The sequence below is a fragment of the Bradyrhizobium zhengyangense genome (genome assembly GCF_022012555.1).
GTDB classification, from domain to species: domain Bacteria; phylum Pseudomonadota; class Alphaproteobacteria; order Rhizobiales; family Xanthobacteraceae; genus Bradyrhizobium; species Bradyrhizobium zhengyangense.
In genome coordinates this window covers 528,923-552,633 of sequence record NZ_JAKLTZ010000001.1, presented here as the reverse complement: position 1 = coordinate 552,633, position 23,711 = coordinate 528,923, and the positions used below count along the sequence as shown (strand labels likewise).

Annotated in this window: 18 protein-coding genes; 13 read left to right on the top strand and 5 right to left on the bottom strand. The window is 64.3% G+C overall.

Annotation, left to right across the window (positions count from 1 at the left end; all coding sequences use genetic code 11):
* Positions 1–92: 92 nt before the first annotated feature.
* Positions 93–2,693, top strand: coding sequence for an autotransporter outer membrane beta-barrel domain-containing protein (locus L6639_RS02690; protein WP_237858702.1), 2,601 nt, complete (start codon positions 93–95; stop codon positions 2,691–2,693).
* 120 nt (positions 2,694–2,813) lie between these two features.
* Here L6639_RS02690 and L6639_RS02685 read toward each other — a convergent pair whose 3' ends face one another.
* Positions 2,814–4,553 (bottom strand): ATP-binding protein, encoded by a 1,740-nt coding sequence (locus tag L6639_RS02685; RefSeq protein ID WP_237858700.1) that lies wholly within the window; start codon positions 4,551–4,553, stop codon positions 2,814–2,816.
* 438 nt (positions 4,554–4,991) lie between these two features.
* Between L6639_RS02685 and L6639_RS02680 the strand changes: the two genes are divergently transcribed.
* The gene (locus L6639_RS02680) at positions 4,992–5,960 is read left to right on the top strand and encodes a catechol 2,3-dioxygenase (protein WP_212233398.1); all 969 of its coding nucleotides are present in this window, start codon (positions 4,992–4,994) and stop codon (positions 5,958–5,960) included.
* A 1-nt stretch (position 5,961) separates the two neighbouring features.
* Here the strand turns inward: L6639_RS02680 and L6639_RS02675 are convergent, their stop codons facing one another.
* Both L6639_RS02675 and L6639_RS02670 read right to left on the bottom strand, forming a co-directional pair.
* The gene (locus tag L6639_RS02675) at positions 5,962–9,477 is read right to left on the bottom strand and encodes a molybdopterin cofactor-binding domain-containing protein (RefSeq protein WP_237858698.1); all 3,516 of its coding nucleotides are present in this window, start codon (positions 9,475–9,477) and stop codon (positions 5,962–5,964) included.
* A complete protein-coding gene (locus L6639_RS02670; protein ID WP_237858696.1) occupies positions 9,477–9,959 on the bottom strand; it encodes a (2Fe-2S)-binding protein in 483 nt (160 codons plus the stop codon). Before L6639_RS02670 ends, L6639_RS02675 begins: the two co-directional genes overlap by 1 nt.
* Positions 9,960–10,203: 244 nt before the next feature.
* Here L6639_RS02670 and L6639_RS02665 point away from each other — a divergent pair, with 244 nt between their 5' ends.
* The 8 genes from L6639_RS02665 (at position 10,204) to L6639_RS02630 (ending at position 18,357) form a co-directional block, all read left to right on the top strand.
* On the top strand, positions 10,204–11,661 hold the full coding sequence (locus L6639_RS02665) for a 6-hydroxynicotinate reductase (protein WP_237858695.1): 1,458 nt from the start codon (positions 10,204–10,206) through the stop codon (positions 11,659–11,661).
* Positions 11,658–12,557 carry a UPF0280 family protein gene (locus L6639_RS02660; protein ID WP_237858694.1) on the top strand — a complete coding sequence of 300 codons (900 nt, stop codon included), beginning with the start codon at positions 11,658–11,660 and terminating at the stop codon, positions 12,555–12,557. Before L6639_RS02665 ends, L6639_RS02660 begins: the two co-directional genes overlap by 4 nt.
* A gap of 15 nt (positions 12,558–12,572) precedes the next feature.
* The gene (locus tag L6639_RS02655; RefSeq protein WP_237858693.1) at positions 12,573–13,157 is read left to right on the top strand and encodes an amino acid synthesis family protein; all 585 of its coding nucleotides are present in this window, start codon (positions 12,573–12,575) and stop codon (positions 13,155–13,157) included.
* A gap of 77 nt (positions 13,158–13,234) precedes the next feature.
* A complete protein-coding gene (locus L6639_RS02650) occupies positions 13,235–14,437 on the top strand; it encodes an ABC transporter substrate-binding protein (protein ID WP_237858692.1) in 1,203 nt (400 codons plus the stop codon).
* 71 nt (positions 14,438–14,508) lie between these two features.
* Positions 14,509–16,398: an ABC transporter permease gene (locus tag L6639_RS02645; protein WP_237858691.1), complete on the top strand. Its 1,890-nt coding sequence runs from the start codon at positions 14,509–14,511 to the stop codon at positions 16,396–16,398.
* Positions 16,395–17,186, top strand: a complete 792-nt coding sequence (locus L6639_RS02640; RefSeq protein WP_237858690.1) for an ABC transporter ATP-binding protein — start codon at positions 16,395–16,397, stop codon at positions 17,184–17,186. Before L6639_RS02645 ends, L6639_RS02640 begins: the two co-directional genes overlap by 4 nt.
* A complete protein-coding gene (locus tag L6639_RS02635) occupies positions 17,183–17,887 on the top strand; it encodes an ABC transporter ATP-binding protein (protein WP_237858688.1) in 705 nt (234 codons plus the stop codon). The genes L6639_RS02640 and L6639_RS02635 overlap by 4 nt, the downstream gene beginning before the upstream one ends.
* A 14-nt stretch (positions 17,888–17,901) precedes the next feature.
* Positions 17,902–18,357 (top strand): MarR family winged helix-turn-helix transcriptional regulator, encoded by a 456-nt coding sequence (locus L6639_RS02630; protein ID WP_128952390.1) that lies wholly within the window; start codon positions 17,902–17,904, stop codon positions 18,355–18,357.
* Positions 18,358–18,516: 159 nt separating this feature from the next.
* Here L6639_RS02630 and L6639_RS02625 read toward each other — a convergent pair whose 3' ends face one another.
* Positions 18,517–19,713 (bottom strand): amidohydrolase family protein, encoded by a 1,197-nt coding sequence (locus L6639_RS02625; protein WP_128952389.1) that lies wholly within the window; start codon positions 19,711–19,713, stop codon positions 18,517–18,519.
* A 157-nt stretch (positions 19,714–19,870) separates the two neighbouring features.
* On the opposite strand from L6639_RS02625, the gene L6639_RS02620 reads away from it, so the two are divergent.
* The 3 genes from L6639_RS02620 (at position 19,871) to L6639_RS02610 (ending at position 22,465) form a co-directional block, all read left to right on the top strand.
* A complete protein-coding gene (locus L6639_RS02620; protein WP_237858686.1) occupies positions 19,871–20,644 on the top strand; it encodes a ferredoxin--NADP reductase in 774 nt (257 codons plus the stop codon).
* 106 nt (positions 20,645–20,750) lie between these two features.
* Complete coding sequence (locus L6639_RS02615) at positions 20,751–21,077, top strand: hypothetical protein (RefSeq protein ID WP_237858684.1); 327 nt, start codon at positions 20,751–20,753, stop codon at positions 21,075–21,077.
* Between the two features lie 80 nt (positions 21,078–21,157).
* Positions 21,158–22,465, top strand: coding sequence for a cytochrome P450 family protein (locus L6639_RS02610; RefSeq protein ID WP_237858681.1), 1,308 nt, complete (start codon positions 21,158–21,160; stop codon positions 22,463–22,465).
* Here the strand turns inward: L6639_RS02610 and L6639_RS02605 are convergent.
* Positions 22,366–23,616 (bottom strand): DUF763 domain-containing protein, encoded by a 1,251-nt coding sequence (locus L6639_RS02605; protein WP_237858679.1) that lies wholly within the window; start codon positions 23,614–23,616, stop codon positions 22,366–22,368. The two genes, L6639_RS02610 and L6639_RS02605, sit on opposite strands and share 100 nt — an antisense overlap.
* Between the last annotated feature and the right edge of the window lie 95 nt (positions 23,617–23,711).

Here is a 23,711-nt window from a genome sequence, read left to right as displayed (position 1 = left end):
CTCGGCGGAGCGTCACCCTACGGTGCTCCGATATCGGAAGCGCTGAGGAATCAATGATGTTTGGAGCAGGGCCGTCGCCAACCGGGAGTGTCATGCGCCGATGGCGCGCCGCCGCCGGCACGTTTGCCGCGGGGGTGATGCTGTCGTGGTTCACGGCACCCGCGGAAGCCGCATGTGTGGTGACCGGAGGCGGGGTCCAGACCGGGCTCCAGTCCGGAGACACTGCGACCTGCACGGGCTTAGGCAACACCGCCGTTGCAACGGCAGGCGGGGCGAGCGGCGTTACGGTCAATGTCGGAGACGGCAGCGTGCCCACTGTCTTGGACGGCGCAGGTCTGCCGGGCGTCAAATTCCTTAATGCGACAAGCAGCTCGATCATTGTGAAGAATATTGCCGCGTTATCGTCCAACAATACAGGAATCCTGTTGACGCTCAGCGACAACAATACGGTCGCGGTGAATGCTGGGGCGGTCCTGGGCACCGGCAACGCGTTCGGCGCTTCGTCGCTCGGGCTTGATGGCTCGAATAACAACACGGTCAACATCGGAGGCGGCGTTGGAAGCCTCTTTTTCGGCACCAATGCGATCAGCATCGTCAATGGTTCGGCCAACAATCAGGTGAACATCCTGTCGGGCGGCACCGTTCTAGCTGCCGACCAACCGGCAATCCTGCTCAGCGGGGCCGGCAATGGGAATGTCATCAACAATGCAGGCAAGATCTCGAGTGCCTCGAGCCACGCAATCCTCGGCTCGAACAATGATGACACCGTCATCAATTCCGGTGTGATCAACGGGAATGCCTTCGGGGTGGCCGTCGACTTGAAGGGCGGCAACGACCTCTTCGAACTTCGTGCCGGATCGGACATCACGGGACAGGTCCTGGGCGGCGCCGGAATCAATACTTTGCGCTTCGGTGGGGCGGTCGACCAGACGTTCGATCTTTCGAACTTTGGTCCGAGCGGCCAGTTCCGCCAGTTCGACAAGCTGGAGAAGACCGGGACGTCGACCTGGACGCTGACGGGTGCCACAGCCGATGCCTCGTCCCTGGACATCCAGGCCGGCACCGTTCTGGTCAACGGCTTCATGTTCGCGATCGTCAGGGTGAACGGCGGCGTGCTCGGGGGTACCGGCACCGTCGGCGATGTGGTCGTGAAGAGCGGTGGCACGCTGGCCCCGGGCTCGGGCACGCCCGGCGGCGCGCTCGCGATTTCGGGCAGCCTCGCGTTTCAATCCGGCGCGATCTATCTGGTGCATCTCGATCCCTCGACCGCCTCGATCGCCAAGGTCTTGACCACGGCGACGCTGACCGGTGGCAGCGTGCAGACGGCGTTTGCGGCTGGCAGCTATGCCGTCAGGCAGTACACGATCCTGCATGCGGCCGGCGGCCTCGGCGGCACGACGTTCAGCGGCGTCAGCGGCAACGTGCCGGCCGGCTTTGCCGAAAGCCTCAGCTATACATCGAGCGATGTGCTCCTGAACCTCACGGCCGCGCTCGGCACGCTTCCCGGAGCCGGCCTCAATCAGAACCAGCGGAACGTCGCCACGTCGCTCAACGCCTTCTTCAACAATGGGGGGACGCTGACGCCGAACTTCGTCACCGTGTTCGGTCTTACTGGAAGAGATCTCGCCACCGCATTGACGCAGCTCTCGGGCGAGGCCGCGAGCGGCGCGCAGCAAGGCGCGTTGCAGTTCACGGGGCAGTTCCTCGGCCTGATGCTCAATCCGTTCGTCGATGGCCGCGGTGGGTTCGGCGGGGGAGCGGGTCAGGCGGCGTTCGGCTTCGCGCCCGAGCGTGCGAGCCTGCCGGGGGATGTCGCGCTGGCCTACGACAAGGCGATGAAGGCGCCAGCCTTCGAGGAACGCTGGACCGCCTGGGGCGCGGCGTTCGGCGGCTACAACAAGACGAGCGGCGATGCCGTGGTCGGCAGCCAGGATCTCACGGCGCGTGCGACCGGCGTCGCGGCCGGGCTCGATTATCATTTCAGCCGCAATGCCGTGGTCGGCATCGCATTGTCCGGCGGCGGCACCAAGTGGGATCTGGCGAACGGGATCGGCGGCGGCAAGAGCGACGCGTTCCAGGCCGGCGTCTATTCGGCGGTTCGTTCGGGGCCGGCCTATCTCGCCGCCTCGATCGCTGCGGCCAATCACTGGATGTCGACCGATCGCTTCGCGCCGCTCGGCGATCATCTCACCGCCAAGTTCAATGCCCAGACCATCGGTGCGCGCCTCGAGGGCGGCTATCGTTTCGCGACTTCGATTGTCGGTGTGACGCCGTACGCGGCGTTGCAGGGCCAGAACTTCCGCACGCCGTCCTATAGCGAGACCGATCTCACCGGCGGCGGCTTCGCTCTCGCCTATAACGGCCGCGCTGCCTATGATGCACGCAGCGAGCTCGGTGCGCGCTTCGATCGCGCCACCATGGTCGCGCCCAATGCGGCCCTGACCTTGCGGGCCCGTGCTGCCTGGGCTCATGACTGGGTGAGCGATCCGAGCCTGGCCCCGGCTTTCCAGGCGCTTCCCGGCGCGAGCTTCATCGTCAACGGTGCGACGCCCACGAAGAATGCCGCGCTTGCCTCGGCCGGCGCCGAGCTCAAGCTCGCCAACGGCGTCACGCTGTCTGCGAAGTTCGACGGCGAGTTCGCGAGCAGGGCGCAGACTTACGCTGGCACGGGGAGCCTGCGATATGCCTGGTAGTTGACGCGTGCCCTGGCGTCTCAAGCGCGATGAGATAAGGATGAATCGTCATCGCGCCTTCGGTTAATGTTTGAGCATGATCGTTTCGGAAAACCGCTTCGCATTTTTCCGGATCATGCTTTAGCGCAGCGGCTTCTTCAATAGCGAGAAGCGGTCGGGGTCGAGGCCCATCGAAGGCTGCAGCATCGGCGTTTCGGCCGGCGCGAGCGTCTTGGCGGGCGGGGCTGCGAATACCGGATCGTTCGGCACGTCGCGCTGCGAGGTCGCACCGCGCCAGCGCTCGAGCACGGCGCCGACGAAATGCATGTCGTGACCGGAGGTGACAGAGGGAACGCTCGAGATGGTGGCCTCGCCGCGCGGCAATTGATGCGGCGGCACTTCCTTGAAGCGCAGGCGCGTCGGCAGGGCGACGCCTTCGCCGAACGCCAGCACCTCGCGGGTGCCGAGCGACGGCACGAAGGACAACAGGTTCGCGGCCGCATCCGAGACGGCGGCACGCAGCAGTGCCTGGTCGCGGTCGTTGGCAAGACGCATCGTGAACAGCGTGTTGCACTGGGAGATGATGGTGGCGTCGAGCTCTGCGGGGCGCTGCGTGATCAGCCCGAGATAGACGCCGTATTTGCGGCCTTCCTTGGCGATGCGCGAGACCGCCTTGCGGGTCGGCCCGAAGCCGATATTGCGGTCGGCGGAGGCGTAGCGGTGCGCTTCCTCGCAGACGAACAGCATCGGCGAGACGCCGTCGCTCCACAGGCCGAAGTCAAACGCCATACGGCACAGCACCGACACGACGGAATCGATGACCTCGGCCGGGAAGCCGGCCAGCTGCATCACAGTCATCGGCTTGCCGTTGGCGGGCAGGCGGAACAGATGGCTGATCACTTCGGCCATGGTGTCGCCGCCGACGTTGGCGTTGTCGAACATGAAAGCATAGCGCGGATCGTTGCGGACCGCTTCGATGCGCGAGATCAGCTTGTGATAGATGATGCGCGAGGAGCGGTTTTCCAGCTTGCCCATGCGCTCGTCGATCAGCGAGATCAGATCGACCAGGCGGTATGGCACCGGCGTATCGACGGTGAAGCCGATCTGCTTGGGATCGATGCGCTTCAAGCCGAGGCGATCGGTGTTTTGATATTGCGTGTAGATGCCCTTGGCGATCGGGATGACCTCGGCGAGGACGTCCAGCTCCTCCGGCACGCCGGCGCGGCCGCCGAACAGCACGTCGACGATTTCCTCGAAGTTGAACAGCCAGAACGGCAGCTTCAGGTTTCGCGGGTTGAGCACCAGCGCGCGGTCGCCGAAGCAGCGACCATATTCGTTGTGCACGTCGAGCAGGAAGATGCGCAGGTTCGGGCGCGCCTTCAGGATCTCGTTGAGCAGCAGCGACACGCCGGTCGATTTACCGACGCCGGTCGATCCCAGCACCGCAAAATGCTTGGACAGCATTTCCTCGATGTCGACATAGGCGATGACCGAGCGGTCCTGCTGGAGGAAGCCGACATTGATCTGGTCCGACCCGGTCGGCGCGTAGATCGTGCGCAGCTCCTGGCTCGTGATCAGATCGACGGCATCGCCGATGGTCGGATAATTGGTGACGCCGCGCTGGAATTTGGCCTTGTCGGCGGCGTTGAGGATTTCGCCCAGCAGGTCGACCGAGGCGATCGCGATGTAGTCGCCGGCGCCCGACAGGTTCTCGCAGGACACCTCGGTGATCATGGCGACGATGACCGAGCTGGCGCAACGGATGCTGACGAAGCGGCCGACGGTGGCCCGAGCTTCCGAGATCGACATCTGGCTCTGCGCCAGAAGCCCGACCCGGGCGAGCGATCCACGTACCGAAATCACGCGTCCAAAGGATGTCACGATGGATGAACCTGAAAAGTCAGACTGTTTTGCTGACTATGCGGGGTCGTCGCTGCACAAACGGTTAAACGGCAGACGCGGTCGCTTTGTTAAATCCGCTACAATCCGGCCATTAGGCTTGTTCCGAATGCATACTCGTGGGCGGAATTTGTCCGAAAATGCTGGTTTTGTAGGCCTGAGAGCCCCAATTCGAGTTAAGGAAGATTTTACCATCCGGGCAGTCCGTCCGCCGTTTGAAAGAGATGGCTGCTCTCAACCGCCGAACGGCGCCGGTCGCAGGCGGCATGCGTTGATTTGTTGACGAGACCTAATCATTTGTACATTAGTACAAATGAACCGCAGGCCGATCGCCTGCCTCGGACGCGCCGATGATCATTGTGCCGCGCGCCCGATTGCGCGATCCCGCAAAAGGGATCGCAGCCAAGTTTTGGAGGAATTATGCAGCCCGAACCGATCCTCGATCTCGCCCATCTCGGCCACATGGAATTGCTGACACCCAAGCCCGACGAGAGCTTGAAGTTCTTCGTCGACGTCATGGGCATGACCATCAGCGGACGGAAGGGCGAGTCGGTGTATTTGCGCGGCTGGGACGATTACGAGCGCTATTCGCTCAAACTCACGGCCTCGAAGACCTCAGGCATGGAGCACATGGCGCTGCGCGCGCGCAGCCAGCAGGCGCTGGAACGTCGCGTCGCCGCGCTCAAGGGCTCGGGCTTCGACATCGGCTGGATCGACGGCGACATGGGGCAGGGGCCGACGTTCCGTTGCCGCGACCCTGACGGACACATCGTCGAGCTCTACTACGAGACCGAATGGTATCAGGCGCCGCCGGAGCTGAAGCCCGCGCTGAAGAACCAGGCGCAGCGTTTTCCCGCGCGCGGCGTCAATGTCCGCCGGCTCGACCATCTCAACTGCCTCGCCGTCGACATCAAGGCCAACCGCGAGTTCTTCGAAAACTATCTCGGCTGCCGCCTCACCGAACAGATCGTGCTCAATGACGGCCGCGAGGCTGCGATGTGGCTGACCATGTCGAACAAGAGCTACGATTTCGCCTATTCGCTCGACCATTCCGGGACGCCCGGTCGCTTCCACCACGTCACCTACGCGCTCGACAGCCGCGAGGAAATTCTTCGCGCGGCGGACATCTTCCTGGAGAACGGGGTGCATATCGAGACCGGGCCGCACAAGCACGCGATCCAGCAGACCTTCTTCCTCTATGTCTACGAGCCCGGCGGCAACCGTGTCGAAGTCGCCAATGCCGGCGCGCGCCTGATCCTCGCGCCCGACTGGAAGCCGATCGTATGGACGGAAGAGGAGCGCAAGAAGGGCCAGGCCTGGGGGCTGAAGACGATCGAGTCCTTCCACACCCACGGCACGCCACCGGTGGAGATGAAGAAGCACGCTTGATTCAGTGTGCGGTTGACGCTCGTACCCGTACGATCGTCTCGCGCACGCCGGTCCATGTCGGTTTATCCGGTGCGAACTGTCCGCGCAGGAAGGTGACAAGCTCCTCGACCTGCGCATCGCTCATGCTATTCCCAAACGCGGGCATGTAGCCGAGATCGCTCGATGCGGGTTCGGTGATGCCGTGCAGGATCACCTGCACGAGATTGTCCGCCGTCGCGCTGTGCAAATTGCTGTTGAGCGCGAGCGAGGGACGGCTGCCGAACAGCGGCAGGCCGCCGACCTCGTGGCAGACGGCGCAGGCGCCCTGATAGAGCCGCGCGCCTGAAGATGATGTCGCGGTGACTTGTGTTGCGCTTTCGAGCTTTGCCGCGAGTGCCGGCGCATCAGTCGCGGCGTCGTTGAACGAGCCGAGATACACCGTCATCGCGCGGATGTCCTGATCGGGCAGGGCTTTGAGATCCCTCACGATGGGCGCCATCGGACCGGCCGCGACGCCGTGATAGCGCGAATGACCGGTGCGCAAATAAGTAAACAGCTCGTCCTCGTTCCACGGGATGGGCGCATGCGAGAGCGAGGTCAGCGGCGGCGCTTCCCAACCTTCCGCAAAGCCGCCGGCGAGATAGGCCTGGCTCTGCTCGGCGCCAACAGCATTGCGCGGCGAATGGCAGGCGCTGCAATGGCCGAGGCTCTCGACAAGATAGGCGCCGCGGTTCCATTGCTCGGACTTTGCGGGATCGGGCTTGAACTCTTTGGTGTCGTGGAACAATGCATTCCAGCCCGCGAGCAGCGGGCGGAAGTTGAACGGGAAGGCGAGCGTGTTCGCAGGTGCCGTTGCGCGCACCGCAGGCTGCGCCATCAGGTAAGCGTAGAGCGCCTGCATGTCGGCGTCGCTGGTTCTTGAAAAGTGAGTGTAGGGGAAGGCGGGATAGAGTTGCCGGCCGTCGCGATGCAGCCCCTCGCGCATCGCGCGCTCGAAGGCGGGATAGGACCAGGCGCCAATGCCGGTCTCGACGTCGGGCGTGATGTTGGTCGAATAGATCGTGCCGAACGGCGTCTCCAGCGCGCGGCCGCCTGCGTTGACCCCGCCGCTGATGTTGGTGTGGCACTCCGCGCAATTGCCAAGCGCCGCAAGCTGCGCGCCGCGCGCGATCGTTGCAGTGGAATAGACCGACGCATCGGGCCGGGCGACCGGCGCGATCGCACGCCCGGGCAGAAGCGCGGCGCCGATGCCGATCGCGGCGGTGCAGACGGCCGCGATCGTTGCGAAGACGCCGGCGCGTTTGGCGAACGGGTTCTCCCAGATGCGGGACCATTTGGGCGTTGCGGGCGCAGGTAGGGCTTGCGGCGCCGGCGACATTTCGCCGTGCAACCCCTTCAGGATGCGTTCGGGTGTAAACGGTGGCTCGCGAAAGCGTACGCCGGTGGCGTCGAAGATCGCATTGGCGATGGCCGCAGCGCTCGGCACTGACGCGGACTCGCCGACGCCGAGCGGCGGCTGGTCCTGACGCGGTAGCATCAGGACGTCGATCTTGGGCACCTCAGGGAACGGGATGATCGGATAAGCACCCCATTCCCGCGCTGTCACCGCGCCGCGCTCGAACGAGACCTCCTCCATCAGCGCGCGGCTCGTAGACTGGATCACATTGCCGTGGATCTGGTGGCGCACGCCGTCCGGATTGATCATCAGGCCGGAGTCCTGACCGGCCACGACGCGCGTGACGCTGACATCTCCGGTGGTTTTGTTCACGGCAACGTCGGCAACCCAGGCCGACCACGCGGCGCCATAGCCGGGAAACTTGCTGTGGACGTAGAGCGCATAAGCAAAGCCGCGCCCGTGCACGATCTCGCCGTCCTGCTCTTTGCGTATCGGACGCGGCATCCAGCCCGCGCGTTCGGCGACCGCATTGACGAGATCGACGGCGCGCTGGTCCTTGAGATAGCGCAGGCGGTATTCGATGGGATCGACGCCGGCCTCGGTCGCGGCCTCGTCGATGTAGGATTCATGCGCAAAGGTGTTCGGTAGCGCCGAGACGCCACGAAACCAGGAGGCGCGCACGATCGGCGCCATGTCGTGGGCGACGACGCGCATGTGGTCGTAATCGTAAGGCGGGATCGCGGTGCGGTCGCCCATTTGGAGCACGGCGGGCTCGGACGAGATGCGCCCCGTGAGCAGCAGCGCCAACGTCGGCGCGGCGTTCGAGGGATATCGCGTGGCGAGATCGTAACCGGCGATGCCGCCATCGGCATCGAGGCCGCCGTTGACGTCGATGAGCTGTGCCGTGCCCTTGGGCTCCCAGGCGTGCTCCTGCTCGCGCGTCAGCTGCACGCGCACAGGACGACCGACCGCGCGCGACAGCAACAGCGCATCCGCTGTGACGTCGTCGGCGCAGTTTCGGCCGTAGCAGCCGGCGGCTTCGAGACGGATGACCTCCACCTCGCTCTCGGGACGTTCAATCAGCAGTGCGAGATCGGCGCGCAGCACGTGCGGATTCTGCGTGCCCGACCAGACGCGAATATTGCCGTCCTGGAAATCCGCGACCGCGCAGGACGGGCCGATGGAGGCATGCATCTGGTACGGCCAGACGTAGGTGCGTTGCATCGGCTTGGTGGCGCCTGAGATCGCAGCATCGACATCGCCCTTGTCGATCAGCGTGCGGGGTATCGACGGATGGGCGCGAAGCGCTGTCTCGACATCGGCGAGATCGGTGAGTTTTGGCGTCGGCTTCCAGCTCACTTTAAGCTGCTCGGCCGCACGAATCGCATTCTCCTCGCGCTCAGCGACCACGCCGACGAAATCGCCGATGCGCACGACGGCGATGAGGCCGGGGACATCACGCACGGAGGATTCGTCGACTGCGATCAAGCTTGTGCCAACGAACGGGCCGGCATCGACGCCGGAATAGGGCGGGCGGACTACACGGCCATGCAGCATGCCCGGCAAGCGGATATCGTGCACGAAGGTCAATTCGCCCGTGGCCTTGGCGGGAAGATCGACGCGCGGCATCGACTGGCCGACGATGGCGTAGTCGCTGACGGCCTTGACCTGCACGTCGTCGGCCAGTTCGAGGCGAATGGTTTCGCCACCAATCAGCTCGCCATAGCTGACGCTGCGATTATGGCCGCGCACGAGGCCGTCTTCGATCTTGAGCTCGGTTTCCGGCAGCTCCAGTCGCTCGGCCGCGCGCGCGATCAAGAATTGTCGTGCTTGTGCTGCGGCCTTGCGCAGCGGAACGGCCGTGATCTGGATGGTTTCACTGGCAATCGTCGCCCCCTGGTTCGGCACGACCGCGGTGTCGCCGAGCACCACGACGACACGCGCAAACGAGACGTCCAGTTCCTCGGCGACGATCTGGCCGAGCGCGGTGCGGATTCCCGTGCCGAGATCGACATGGCCGTTATAGGCCGTGACCGAACCGTCCGCGGTGATGCGGATGAAGGTTTCCGACGTGACCTCGTCCACCGTGCGGACGACGATGAGCGAACCTCGCTCAGCTGCATTCGAAACGGGAGAGGCCATCAATCACGGGCCTCGGCGAGCTGGCTAGAGGCGCGCATCACGGCGCGCAGGATTTCCACATGCGTGCCGCAGCGGCAGAGATTGTAGCGCAGCGCGGCCAGCGCTTCCTGCTCAGTCGGCTGCGGGTTGATCGCGAGCAGCGCCTTGGTGGTCATGATCATGCCGTTGAGGCAGTAGCCGCATTGCGCGGCCTGCTCGTCGATGAAGGCCTGCTGCACCACGTCAGGCTTATCGCTTGTGCCGAGGCCTTCGAGCGTCACGATGTCGCGCCCGGCGCAACCGCTGACCGGAATGACGCAGGCGCGGGCGGCCGCGCCGTCGATCAGGACAGTGCAGGTGCCACATTCACCCAGGCCGCATCCATATTTGGGCCCGTTGAGTCCGAGATCATTGCGCAGCACGTAGAGCAGCGGCGTCTGGCGCTCCGCCGTAACGTCGTGGATCCTGCCGTTCACGGCGAGGCGGATCGGTGGCTGCGTCATCCTCGTTCCCAAACCCTGCGATCGCGAAATTTCTACGTCGCGACGATACCGTTTGTACACAAACGTGCAAGCCGTCATGCCGCAGTGCAGCGTGGCTGCCCGCTTTGTGGACAAGGCAGGGAGGCAAATGAGGTTTTATTCGGCAGGCGCGCCTTTTCGCGCGCGGCGCCGCTTGACAGCTATCGGGACCGCGCGCAACATCGTTCGTACACGAATGATAACCGCACTGTCTGCTGGCTTTGACATGGTGATGGAAACAACGAGCGCGGCCACCGACAAGATCCGCTGCGATGCCTGTCCGGTGATGTGCTACATCAAGCCGGGCGCGGCGGGCGCCTGCGACCGCTATGCCAACCACGACGGCAAGCTCGTCCGCGTCGATCCGCACGTCATTCTCGAGCGCACGGTGTCGCAGGGCGGCAAGCTGGTGCCGTTCAGCCGCAGCGAAGACTGGGACGGCAAGCTCGTCCACGAGCCCTCGACCTTCGTGACCGCGATCGGCGCAGGGACGACCTATCCCGACTACAAGCCGGCGCCCTTCATCGTCTCCTCCGAGGTCGACGGCGTCGACATGGTGACTGTCGTCACCGAGGGCATCTTCTCCTATTGCGGCGTCAAGGTGAAGATCGACACCGACCGCTATCTCGGGCCTGAGACCGCGACCGTGCGCGCGCAGGGCGAGGCGGTCGGCCATGTCACGACGAGCGAATACGGCTCGCAGATGCTGTCGCTCGGCGGCGTGCATCATCTCACGGGCGGCTCCAAGAAAGAAGGGCGCGTCACCTGCGACACGCTGATGGATCTCGCCAATTGCAAGGCGGTGGAGCTGACCATCGACGGCGGCGCCAGCGTGGTGGTGCAGGCCGGCCAGCCGCCGATCGTCAACGGCGTGAAAGAAGAGCGCATGCGCGTCGGCTGCGGCTCGGCGACCATCGGCATGTTCGCCAAGCAATGGCATGGCAAGGTCGACGAGGTCGTCGTGGTCGACGACCACATCACCGGCGTGCTCAGCGAGCATCAGGCGGGAAAACTGCTCGACATCGCCGACACCGGCATCAAGATGAAGGGCCGGCGCTCGACGCCCGGCCGCTATTTCCAGGTCGCCGATCCCGGCACCGGATGGGGCGGCACGAATATTTCCGATCCCTTGGCGATCCTCGGTCCGTTCGACGCCAAGGAGGCCAAGCCCGGCCTCTCGATGCTGATGGTGTCCACGACCGGCGAGCATTCCTCTTACTACGTGCTCGACGAGGCCTTGAAGCCGGTCGAGACGGAGATGCCGGTCGATCTGAAATTCTCGGTCGAGCGTATCCAGGAAAATTGCGAGCCGGCGCTGTGCACGGTGCTGTTCATGGCCGGTGCGGGCGGGTCCTTGCGTGCCGGCGTCACCGACAATCCGGTGCGGCTGACGCGCTCGGTGAAGGATGCGCTGACGCGCGTCACCAGCGGCGGTGCGGCGGTTTATGTCTGGCCGGGCGGCGGCATCACCTACATGGTCGATGTGACCCAAATGCCCGCGGGCGCGTTCGGCTATGTGCCGACGCCGGCGCTGGTCGCGCCGATCGAATTCACGATGAAACTGTCCGACTATGCTGCACTCGGCGGGCACATGGACTACGTCAAGCCGCTGTCCGAGGTGAGGGGTGGCGATGATGTCCGTCCGCTCCCCTGGCAGAACCCGATCCCGGGACGGCGGGCATGACACGCCTCCCGCAAATCGCATTGCTGTCTGATGGCCGGCGGCTGCATTTGCAGGATGGACCGATTGATCTGATCGTCGAGGCGAGGGGGGGCGAGCATCAGGTGCACGCGGCGTACGAGGCTGCGGCGCGCCGGTTCACCGGGCTGCTCGACGAGCTCTGCGCGGAGCTGCCGGAATTGCGGAGGGCGGCGCTGCCCGCGGCGTGTACGCTGACCGGTACGGTGGCCCGGCGCATGTATGCTGCCGTTACGCCCTACGCCTGGGATCGCTTCATCACGCCGATGGCTGCAGTGGCAGGCAGCGTGGCCGAAGAAATTCTCGGCGCGATGCTTCATGTCGCGACGCTCGATCAGGCCTATGTCAACAATGGCGGCGATATCGCGCTGCACCTCGGCGCGGGCCAGCATTTTTCCGTCGGCCTGATGGATCGGCCCGATCGCGACGGCGTGATGCACGCCATGAGGGTCGATGCCGACGATCCGGTCCGCGGCATCGCGACCAGCGGACGTCACGGGCGCAGCTTTTCGCTCGGCATTGCCGATGCGGTGACGGTGATGGCGGCAACGGCCTCGCAGGCCGACGCGGCCGCGACCGTGATAGCCAATTCCGTCGATCTGCCCGGACATTCCGCCATCGTCAGGCAACCCGCCAACGAGCTTCAGCCCGACAGCGATCTCGGCACGCGTCTGGTTGTCAGCGACGTCGGTGAATTGTCGCAGGAAGAGATCGCCACCGCGCTCGAAACTGGCGCGGAATGTGCACGTCAATTATTCGATCGCGGATTGATCGAGGGGGCCGTGCTCAGGCTTTGTGGTGATATGCTTGTCATCGGACCTAAGGATATAGAAGAGCAACGGCCGCGCCCGCTGGTGCTTGAGAACGCGGTCAGTGCCTGAACAGGGAAGCGAAGCATGAGCGCGATCATCCGCAAGATCGTTACCGTCGTCGAAGAGACGCAGATGGAGATGGGCCGCCAGGTCTCGCCGCCGACCCGGCGTGCGGCGGCGATCGCCGTGATCGAAAATCCCTTTGCCGGAAAATATGTCGAGGATCTCTCGCCGCTGATCGCGATCGGCGAGGAGCTTGGTGATTTGCTGGCAAAGCGCGCGGTGGCTGCGCTCGGCATCGATGGCGCCAAGGCGCAGAGCTATGGCAAGGCCGCCGCCGTCGGCGAGAACGGCGAGCTGGAACATGCCGCCGCCATCCTTCATCCCAAGATGGGCGCGCCGGTGCGCAAGGTGCTGAGCAAGGGCGCGGCGCTGATTCCCTCGTCGAAGAAGCGCAGCGGCCCCGGCACGACGCTGGACATTCCGCTTGGGCATAAGGACGCTGCCTTCGTGCGCAGCCATTTCGACGGCATGGAGGTGCAGATCAACGACGCGCCGCGCGCCAATGAGATCATGGTTGCGGTCGCCGTCACGGACAGCGGCCGTCCGCTGCCGCGCGTCGGTGGGCTGACGGTCGCCGAGATCAAGGGCGAAGACGGCTTGAAATAAGGGACAGTCCGGAGGGCGGGCACAGTCTCTCCGGCAGGATCGTGGTCGAGAGATAAAGTTCAAAACTGGAGGTTGGGATGCGAGCAAGAAATTATTTCGTCGGCGCGGCCTTCGCGCTTCTGGCTGCCGGCATGGGCCATTCGGCCCTGGCTGAGGACATCAAGATCGGCGAGATCAACAGCTATTCGCTGTTGCCCTCCTTCACCGAACCCTACCGCAAGGGCTGGCAGCTCGCGGTCGAAGAGATCAACGCCGCAGGCGGCATCAACGGCAAGAAACTCGTGGTCGTCTCCAAGGATGACGGCGGCAAGCCGGCGGACGCGCAGACCGCGGCCAACGAGCTCGTCTCCAGCGAAGGCGTCGCGATGCTGACGGGCACGTTCCTGTCTAACATTGGCCTTGCGGTCTCTGACTTCGCCAACCAGAAGAAAGTGTTTTTCCTCGCGGCCGAGCCCCTGACGGACGCCGTGACCTGGGCAAAGGGCAACAAGTACACCTTCCGCCTGCGTCCCTCGAACTACATGCAGGCTGCGATGCTGGTCGAAGCCGCGTCCAAGCTGCCGGCAAAACGCTGGGCGACGATCGCGCCGAACTACGAATACGGTCAGTCGGCGGTCGCGGTGTTCAAGAAGCTGATGTCGGAGAAGCGCCCCGATATCCAGTGGGTCGACGAGCAATGGCCGCCACAGGGCAAGATCGATGCGGGCCCGGTGGTGCAGGCGGTGGCGCAGGCCAATCCGGAAGCCATCCTCAACGTTACCTTCGGTCCTGACCTCGTCAAGCTCGTGCGTGAAGGCAACACCCGCGGCCTGTTCAAGGGACGCGAGGTCGTGTCGTTCCTGACCGGCGAGCCCGAATATCTCGATCCGCTCAAGGACGAGACGCCGGAGGGCTGGATCGTCACCGGCTATCCCTGGTACTCGATCAAGACGCCTGAGCACGATGCGTTCCTGAAGGCCTACCAGGCCAAATACAACGACTATCCGCGCCTCGGCTCGATCGTCGGCTACCAGACCATCAAGGCGGCCGCGGCGATCCTGGCGAAGGCGGGCTCGACCGACACCGACAAGATGATCGCGGCGGCCGAAGGCATTTCGATGCCGTCACCGTTCGGCGAGATCACCTTCCGCAAGATCGACCACCAGTCGACCCTCGGTGCCTTTGTCGGCAAGACCGCGCAGAAGGATGGCAAGGGCGTGATGGTGGATGCGTCTTACAAGAAGGGCTCGGACTATTTGCCCAGCGACGCCGAAGTCGAGAAGCTGCGGCCGAAAGATTGATGCCTCCTTATCTCTCCCTCTCCCCGCTCTTGGCGGGGAGAGGTGAAGTTCAGATCTAACCCGGACCGCCGATGGCCTTTTACGTCGTACAGTTTCTGACCGGTCTTGCCAGCGCGGCGTCGCTGTTCCTGGTGGCCTCGGGCCTGTCGATCATCTTTGGCGTGACGCGGATCGTGAATTTCGCCCATGGCGCCTTCTACATGATCGGCGCCTATATCGCCTTCACGCTCACCGAACGCTTCTCCGGCGCCTTCGGCTTCTGGGGCGGAGTTGTCATGGCGGCGCTGGCGGTGGCGCTGATCGGCGTGCTCGTCGAGATGGTGTTGCTGCGGCGCATCTATCACGCGCCCGAGCTGTTCCAGCTGCTCGGCACGTTCGGCCTCACCTTGATGGTCGAGGATCTCGTCGTGCTGATCTGGGGCCCCGACGATCTCGTCGGCCGCCGCGCGCCAGGCTTCAAGGGCGCAGTCGATTTCTTCGGCCAAAACATCCCGAGTTATGATCTGTTCCTGATCGTGCTTGGCCCGGTCGTGCTCGGCATTCTCTGGCTGCTGTTCCAGCGCACGCGTTGGGGCGTTTTGGTGCGCGCCGCGACGCAGGACCGTGACATGGTCGCGGCGCTTGGCGTCAATCAGAAATGGCTGTTCACATCGGTCTTCGCGGTCGGCGTCTTCCTTGCTGCGCTCGGCGGTGCGCTCCAGATCCCGCGCGATGCCGTGCATCACGCCATGGACCTGCGCATCATCGTCGAGGTCTTTGTGGTGGTGGTGATCGGCGGCCTCGGCAGCATCGTCGGCGCGTTCGTCGCGGCCGTGCTCGTCTCCGAGCTGAATGCCTTCGGCATCCTGATCTTTCCGAAGATTTCCATCATCCTGGTCTTCCTGGTGATGGCCGCGGTGCTGATCGTCCGGCCTTGGGGCCTGTTCGGCAAGCCGGAAGCGGCCGCGCGCAAGACGCCGGGGCTGTCAGTCAATCCCTGGCGGCCGCTGACGTCCAACGAGCGGCTGGCGTCGCTGGCCGCGCTGGTCATCGCCGCGCTGCTGCCGCTGTTCGCCGGCAATTACGCGCTGACTGTCGGCTCTGAGATCGCGATCTTCGTGATCTTCGCCGTCAGCCTGCATTTCCTGATGTCGGTCGGCGGGCTCGCATCCTTCGGCCACGCCGCCTATTTCGGTCTCGGCGCTTACGGCGTCGCCTTCCTCGCCAAGATGGCGGGACTGCCGATGATCGTCTGCCTCTTGCTCGGGCCGTTGCTCGGCTGCATGGGCGCTGCCGTGTTCGGCTTCTTCGCCGTGCAGCTCTCCGGCGTCTACTTCGCGATGCTGACGCTGGCCTTCGCGCAGATCGTGTGGTCGATCGCGTTCCAGTGGGTGAGCGTGACAGGCGGCGATAACGGCATCTTGGGCGTCTGGCCTGCGAGCTGGGCGGCGAGCCCGTCGCATTTTTACTGGCTGGCGCTGGGCGTCGCGGCGCTGGTGACGATTGCGCTCAGGATCGCGGTGTTCTCGCCGTTCGGCTATGCGCTCCGCGCCACGCGCGACTCTCTCCTGCGGAGTGAGGCGGTCGGCATCAATGCCAAGCGCATCCAATGGACCGCCTTCGTGATCGCAGGCACCACCGCGGGCATCGGCGGCGCGCTGTTCGCTTACCTCAAGGGCAGCGTCTTCCCCGATAATCTCGGCATCTCGCTCTCGGTCGATGCGCTGGTGATGGTGCTGCTCGGCGGCGTCGAGACCGTCTCGGGCGGGGTGATCGGCGCCATCGTCTACAAGGCCCTCAACATTTGGCTCGTGAGCCAGACTGATCTGTCAAAGCTCGTGCTTGGCGGCTTCATCGTGCTGATCGTGGTCGTCTTCCCCAAGGGCATCGTCGGCATGCTGGAAATGCTAGCGCAGCGTCGCAGGAAGTCACCACCGCCGGGATCCTCCTTGCTGGCCAAGCCGATCGAGTCCGCCGAATGAGCCTTGCACCCCCACTTCTTGCGGTCGAAGGTCTGACCAAATCCTATGGCGGCATCCACGCCGTGCGCGGCGTCTCGTTCTCGCTGCGATCAGGCGAAATTCTGGCGCTGATCGGTCCGAACGGCGCGGGCAAGAGCACCTGCTTCGACATGCTCAACGGCCAGAACAGACCTGATAGCGGCCATGTTCGCCTGCTTGGTGAGGAGACCACGGGCAAGAAGCCGCGCGAGATTTGGCGCATGGGCGTGGGACGCACCTTCCAGATCACCGCGACCTTCGCCACCATGACGGTGCGCGAGAACGTGCAGGTCGCGCTGATCTCGCATCGCAAGCAGCTGTTCGATCTCTGGGGCTCGGCGCCGAATGTCGACCGCAGCGAGGCCGGGCGGCTGCTCGAGCTGGTCGGCATGGGCGGCTATGCCGACCGTCCCTGCGGCGAACTCGCCTATGGCGACCTCAAGCGGCTCGAGCTTGCGGTCGCGCTCGCCAATGATCCAAAGCTCCTGCTGATGGATGAGCCGACCGCCGGCATGGCGCCGCGCGAGCGCGTCGAGCTGATGCGGCTGACGGCCCAGATCGCGAAGGAGAAGTCGATCGGCGTGCTCTTCACCGAGCACGATATGGACGTGGTGTTCGAACATGCCGATCGTATCATCGTGCTCAATCGCGGCACGCTGATCGCCGAGGGGTCGCCGGCCGAGGTGCGCGGCAATCCGCAGGTGCAGGCGATCTATCTCGGCGAGGGCCTGCTTTATGAGGGCGGCCATCGCGAGGGAGCCTCGGCATGAAGCTTACGGTACAGGACCTCAACAGCCATTACGGCCCCGCGCATATCCTGTTCGACATCGGTTTCGAGGTCGGAGAGGGTGAGGTGGTGGCGCTGCTCGGGCGCAACGGCGCCGGCAAGTCGACCACGTTTCGCTCGATCGTCGGCCTCGTCGCGCAGCGCACCGGCCGCATCGTGTTCGAGGGCAAGAATGTCTCGGCGAAACCGACCCACGAAATCGTGCGCGAAGGGCTCGGCTATGTGCCGGAGGAGCGGCGCATCTTCACGGATTTGACGGTGGAGGAGAATCTCGAAGTCGGCCGCCAGCCGAAACGGCCCAATGCACCGCACTGGGATCGGGAAAAGCTGTTCGCGCTGTTTCCGAACTTGGGCGAGATGAAGAACCGTCCCGGCGGCCGCATGAGCGGCGGCGAGCAGCAGATGCTGACGATCGCGCGTACGCTGATGGGCAATCCGTCGCTGGTGCTGCTGGACGAGCCCTCGGAAGGCCTGTCGCCGAAGATCGTGGAGCAGATGGTCGATGCCATCCTGACCATGAAGAAGGAGGGCGTCAGCATCGTCGTCTCCGAGCAGAATTTGCACTTTGCGCGGTTGATTTCCGATCGCGCCTATATCATCGAGCGCGGCCGCATTTGTTTCGGCGGTACCATGGCTGAGCTCGACGCGCGTCCGGACATCCGTGACGCGCATCTGTCGTTGTGAGGGGCGGGGGACGGATGGCGAGAAGCGTCACGGCGAAGAAGAGCGTCAAGCAGGGCAAGCCGCCTTACGTGCTCGACGAGCAGGTCGGCTTCATCCTGCGCCAGGTCTGGCAGCGCCACAGCTCGATCTTCTCCCGCGACATCGGCACCAATCTGACGCCGACGCAGTGGGCGGCGCTGTCCAAGCTCGCCGAGACCGGGCCGTGCTCGCAGAACCAGCTCGGACGTTTGACTGCGATGGATGTCGCGACCATCAAGGGCGTGATCGACCGCCTCACGGCGCGCGGCCTGACCGAGACCAGCCAGGATCCCGAGGACGGACGGCGCCTGCTGGTGAGCCTGACGCGTGCCGGTCAGCAGCTTGCGGAGAAGCTCGCGCCCAATGCGATTGCGATCACGCGGGAGACGCTGGCGCCGCTGGATGCGAAAGAGCGCGAGTTGCTGATGGCGTTGCTCAATAAGCTGAGGTGATTTCTAGTTTGTCACCGTCACCCTGAGGTGGCCGCTTCTTTAACGGCCCTCGAAGGGCGACGGCCCGGCTGCACCATCTCGGCCTTTTCATCCTTCGAGGCCCGCCTTGCTCCGCAAGGCGTGCACCTCAGGATGACGGGTCTGGTGTTTGCGCAAAGATTACTTCGCCACCACTTCCGGCACTCTCCCTGCCGGCGGTGTATTCCGGCTGCGCTGTGTCCGCACGATGCCGTCGATGATGGTCATGCCGATGCCGGGGAGGTCGCCGAGCTGGACGCTCTCCAAAATGTTCTTGCCGGGCGAGTGCTGGGCCTTGTCCATGATGACGAAATCCGCAGCGCGGCCCACTTCAATGAGGCCGCAGTCGAGCTGGCGCATCCGCGCGGTGTTGCCGGTGGCAAGACAGAACGCGAGCTCGGCCGGCAGTTCGCCGATCGAGGACAGCATCGAGACCATGCGCAAAATACCGAGCGGCTGCACCCCGGAGCCGGCCGGCCCGTCGGTGCCGAGGATGACGCGGTGCAGATCGCCCATCTCGCGTGCGATGCGCAGCGTGTAGAGCGCCGAGCGCTCATTGCCGTTGTGAACGATCTCGAGCCCGCGCTTGCAGCCCTCGCAGATGCAGCGGATCTGGTCGTCGGGCAGGGCAGTGTGTCCGCCATTGATGTGGCCGACCACGTCGGTGTCGGCCTCCAGCACGACGTCCTTGTCGATCAGGCCGGAGCCGGGGATCGACGGGCCGCCGGTGTGGATCGTGCTCTGGATGCCATATTTGCGCGCCCAACCGACCATCTTGCGCGCGGTCGGGCCGTCCTTGACGCCGCCAAGGCCGACTTCGCCGAGCAGCTTGACGCCGGCGGCGGCCATCTCCTTGAAGTCTTCCTCGACCATTTCGCATTCGATCACGGGCGCGCCGGCGTGAACCTTTACGCCGCCCGGACGAAGCGTCCAGAACGCGCGCTGGGCGAAGATCGCCATCGCCTTCAGCCCGACGACGTCGCGGGGGCGGCCGGGCATGTGCACTTCACCCGCCGAGATCATGGTGGTGATGCCGCCATGGAGCGAACTGTCGATCCAGTTGATCTGGTTCTGCCGCGGCGTCCAGTCGCCGGCCACAGGATGGACGTGGCTGTCGATCAGCCCGGGGGTCACCGTCGTGCCGTTGGCATCGACGATGGTGGTTGCACCTTCCGTGTTGAGGTCCTTGTAGCGGCCGATCGCAGTTATCTTGCCGTTCTCGGCGACGATGGTGTCGCCGTCCAGGATCGGCTTTTCCAGGGCGCCGGACAGGATCAGGCCGATATTGCGGATCACCAGCTTCGAGGGTCCGGTAGCCTGGGGTGCGTCATGCGCCATGGAAAGGGCTCCTAATTCCTAACTGCAACGCTTTCGATCTTGGGCAGCCTTGACCGCGGGATCAAGCAGGATTATTCATTAGTATACGAATGATCGTGTACAAACGACGCATAGCTGACCGCCTCGGAACCGCAGAGAAGCGAAACGGAAGGGTGAGATGAGCAATTTCAATCAGGAAAGCGTTTTGAGCGTCCACCACTGGACCGACACGCTGTTCTCCTTCAAGACCACCCGCAGCCCGACCTTCCGTTTCCGTAACGGCGAATTCACCATGATCGGGCTCAAGGTCGGCGAGAAGCCGCTGCTGCGGGCCTACAGCGTCGCCAGTGCCAATTACGAGGACACCCTCGAATTCTTCTCGATCAAGGTGCCTGATGGTCCGCTGACCTCGCGGCTCCAGCATCTGAAGCAAGGCGACGAGATCATCGTCAGCCGCAAGGCCACCGGCACGCTTGTCATCGACAATCTGGAAGCGGGGCGCAACCTCTACCTGATCGGCACCGGCACCGGCCTTGCGCCGTTCCTGAGCGTGATCAAGGATCCTGAAACCTACGAGCGGTTCGAGAAGGTCGTGCTGCTGCACGGCTGCCGTCACGTCAAGGAACTCGCCTATGGCGAGATGATCACCGAGCATTTGCCGAAGGACGAAATGCTCGGCGAGTACATCCAGAACCAGCTGATCTACTATCCGACCGTGACCCGGGATCCCTTCCGCAACCGCGGCCGCATCACCGACCTCATCACCTCAGGGAAGCTGTTCACCGATATCGGTTTGCCGGCCATCGAGGCCGCCCATGACCGCGTCATGATTTGCGGCAGCCCGGCGCTGGTGGCGGATACCCGCGTACTGCTGGGCGAGCGCGGCTTCGTCGAGGGCAACCACGGCGAGCCTGCCCAGTTTGTGGTCGAGAAGGCGTTCGCCGAGCGCTAAACGCAGCGCTTTCTCGCAATAAGACCGTATTTTCGCCGCGGCGCGGGCGTTGCCCCGCCGATTCGGCGCTTGATACACTGTGGGAGCGAATCAGCGGAGTTCCCACATGGTTGCGGACAGCGACAGCAACATCGCCTGGCACCGGGTTCAGTTGAAGAGAAACCGCGCCGAGTTGAAGGCGCTGGAGACCGCGCGCTTCACGATGGGCGAGATCGCGTCCTCCAAGCGCAACGGCCAGACCCAGAAGACGATCGGGGACCTCAAGCGCAAGATCGCGCAGTCCGAGCGCATCATCGCAGAGCATGACAAGCGCACGCGCAGGCCGCTCGGCACTGATCTGCAAAGCCTCAGCAATGGCAGCTGGAGCCATTGGGATGCCTATACGACGCAACAGCAGCGCAAGACCGGGCCACGCTCGCCGGGGCGGGGATAGCGAAAAGCCGGTTCCGGCCCTTGCGCCATTGGCCTCGCTCACCATCTGGTTGAGGCGCCACCAACCAATTCGGTGATCCCATGGCACCGCGCCTCGATTTCACCAGCGAGGCCTTCTTTCGCGATCCGCCCACGGCCATCGCCGCGCTGCGCGCGCAAGGCCCCGTGGTCGCGACCCGCTTTCCTCTTGTTGGCGACGTCTGGATCAACACCACCCACGATGCCACCGCGCAGGTGCTGAAGGACAGCGCCATCTTCACACTGCGCAAGGAAGACGGCGAGGTGGCAGGCCTGCGCTGGTGGATGCCAGGGCTGGTCAGGACGATCGCCAACAACATGCTGACGATGGACGAGCCGGACCATACACGGCTGCGCAGCATTGTGGACGAAGCCTTTCGCCGCCGCGCCATCGTGGCGATGGAGCCACGCATCCGCGCCATTGCGGATGGTCTGGCCGATGAGCTGTTTGCGAACGGCAGCCCGGCCGATCTGGTTGAGCGCTATGCGCGTATCCTGCCGCTGTCGGTGATCTCCGAGCTGCTCGGCCTGCCAATGGCCGATCGCCCGCGCTTCATCGCCTGGGCCAATGCGATGTCCTCACTGACGAACGCCGTCAGTTTCTTTCGCCTGCTGTTCGCGTTCCGCAAGATGCGTGGCTACCTCGAAGGGCAGTTGCAGATCGCGCGCGAGCGGGGCGGCGAGGGCCTGATTGCCGAGCTGGTCCAGGTCGAACGCGAGGGAGGCGAGATCACGCCGGACGAAATGGTCTCGATGGTGTTCCTGCTGCTCGCGGCGGGCTCGGAGACCACCACGCATCTGATCAGCGGCTCGGTCTACGAGCTGCTCAGAAATCCGGGATTGCGAGACTGGATGGAACAGGACTGGAGTCGCGCCGGGCTCGCCGTCGAAGAGTTTCTGCGCTTCGTCTCGCCGGTGCAGTTTTCTAAGCCGCGCTACGTGCGGCGGGATGTCGATCTCGAAGGCGTGCGCGTGAAGAAGGGCGATCGCGTCATGGTGATGCTCGCCGCCGCGAATATGGATCCGGCGGTTCACGAGCAGCCGGAGCGCCTCGATCTCGAACGCAAGCCCAACCGCCATATCTCCTTCGGCACCGGAATCCATTTCTGCCTGGGGCATCAGCTGGCGCGGATCGAGGGCGCCTGCGCGCTTCAGGCGCTGTTCACCCGCTGGCCGCGGCTCGGTCTCGCAGTCGATCCGTCGCAGATCCATTGGCGCAAGCGGCCGGGCCTTCGCGCGATTGCAAAACTGCCGGTCATCGCGTCCGATGGTCACCCCGTCGATTTGCGCGACGCGGCGAGATCGCGCTCCCAGCCGAACACCGAGCGGCCGTCGAGATCCGGCGAGACTTCACGCTCACCGGCGATATAGGCTTCGACCGATGGTCCGCTTGCGGTGCGCTCAAGCCGCCGTGCCTGATCGTCGAGGCGCTTGATCGCCTGCATCTCTTCCTCGCGTCCGAGTTTTGCGCTCTGGATTGCGCCCTTCAGCACGCGGATGGTCTCGTCATAGACCTTGATCGGAACGGGGTAGGGATGCCGGTCCTTGCCGCCATGTGCGAGCGAGAAGCGCGCAGGGTCCTTGAAGCGATAGGGCGCGCCGTGCACGACCTCGGCGACCATCGCCAGCGATCGCACGGTGCGCGCGCCGACACCCGGCGTCAGCAACAGCTCAGGGAAATCAACTGGTCCGCGTTCGGCTGCTGCGGCGAGCGTACCGTGCAAGCGGCGTGCGAACACATCTTTCGGCCTGACGTCGTGATGGGCGGGCATGATCAGATGCGGCAGCAGCGCTTGTGCCGGCTCGGGCGCAGTGCCCGAGAGCCGCTCGAATTCGGTGAGGATGCGATCGGGGCCGAGATCGTTGAGCAGCTCGAGCTGTGCGTTGCGCGAGGTTTCGGCGCGATGGTCGGTGAGATTGACGATTTCGCCCTGCTGCGGCCCGTCAATGGCGCTGTGGGGCGCGTCGACAAAACTCTTTAACGCTTCCGAATGCCAGTGATAGCGGCGGGCCTGGCGCTTGTCGCCGTTCATGCCCTGCTGCACCACCGTCCATTTGCCGTCAGCGGTGACGAAGAAGCCGTGCAGATAGAGATCAAAGCCATCCTGCACGGCGGCACTGTCAACCTTGGCCACGAGGCGGCTGGCGCGCGTGAGCTTTACGCCGTCGAAGCCGACGCGATTGCCGAGCTGCAACAGCTCGTCCGGCGTCTTGCGCGAATGCTGGCCGCGGCCGCCGCAGACATAGATGCCGAGCTCGTCCTGGAGCGGGCCAAGCCCTCGCTTCAGCGCGCCGATCACCGACGTCGTGATGCCTGAGGAATGCCAGTCCATCCCCATCACGGCGCCGAACGACTGGAACCAGAACGGGTGCGAGAGCCGCTGCATGAACGCATCGCGGCCATAATGCAGCACAATCGCCTGCGTGACGATGGCGCCCAACGACGCCATGCGGCTCGCAAGCCACGGCGGAACCCGTCCAGTGTGCAAGGGAAGATCGGCGCTGCCGGTTCGGCGAGTCATGATAGCCAACAAAATAGCGCAATTTGGCGACGGTTGCACCAGAGGGATGCTGCATTGCACTGAGCGTGGGAGCGAAGCCGCGGGGAGAGCGTTGG